Source organism: Lysinibacillus zambalensis (assembly GCF_040183165.1).
In the GTDB taxonomy this organism is placed as follows: domain Bacteria; phylum Bacillota; class Bacilli; order Bacillales_A; family Planococcaceae; genus Lysinibacillus; species Lysinibacillus zambalensis.
Map to the genome: position 1 here is coordinate 1 of NZ_JBEGDG010000068.1, position 560 is coordinate 560.

At 52.7% G+C, this 560-nt stretch carries 5 tRNA genes; all 5 read left to right on the top strand.

Annotated features, from left to right (window positions below):
- Window positions 1-77 precede the first annotated feature (77 nt).
- The 5 genes from ABNX05_RS26055 to ABNX05_RS26075 all read left to right on the top strand — a co-directional run bounded on the left by ABNX05_RS26055 (window position 78) and on the right by ABNX05_RS26075 (window position 556).
- A tRNA-Thr gene (locus ABNX05_RS26055) sits at window positions 78-153 on the top strand.
- 6 nt (window positions 154-159) lie between these two features.
- Window positions 160-235, top strand: a tRNA-Lys gene (locus ABNX05_RS26060).
- A 21-nt stretch (window positions 236-256) separates the two neighbouring features.
- Window positions 257-341 (top strand) — tRNA-Leu (locus ABNX05_RS26065).
- A 46-nt stretch (window positions 342-387) separates the two neighbouring features.
- A tRNA-Gly gene (locus ABNX05_RS26070) sits at window positions 388-462 on the top strand.
- Between the two features lie 5 nt (window positions 463-467).
- Window positions 468-556: transfer RNA gene (locus ABNX05_RS26075), tRNA-Leu, on the top strand.
- Window positions 557-560 lie beyond the last annotated feature (4 nt).

Below are 560 nucleotides of genomic sequence, written 5' to 3' on the forward strand. Positions count from 1 at the left end.
AGGATTAGCTCAGCTGGGAGAGCACCTGCCTTACAAGCAGGGGGTCGGCGGTTCGAGCCCGTCATCCTCCACCATTTGCCGGTGTAGCTCAGTTGGTAGAGCAACTGACTTGTAATCAGTAGGTCGTGGGTTCGACTCCTATCGCCGGCACCATAGTTTGAGCCATTAGCTCAGTTGGTAGAGCATCTGACTTTTAATCAGAGGGTCGAAGGTTCGAGTCCTTCATGGCTCACCATTTAAATTGCCAACAAAATATGCGGGTGTGGCGGAATTGGCAGACGCACTAGACTTAGGATCTAGCGCCGCAAGGCGTGGGGGTTCGACTCCCTTCACCCGCACCATATTTTAAATTTAATAATTGCCAGGATAAATAAATCTTATGCACATGCGGAAGTAGTTCAGTGGTAGAACACCACCTTGCCAAGGTGGGGGTCGCGAGTTCGAACCTCGTCTTCCGCTCCAAATGTGCCGGGGTGGCGGAACTGGCAGACGCACAGGACTTAAAATCCTGCGGTAGGTGACTACCGTGCCGGTTCGATTCCGGCCCTCGGCACCATTTT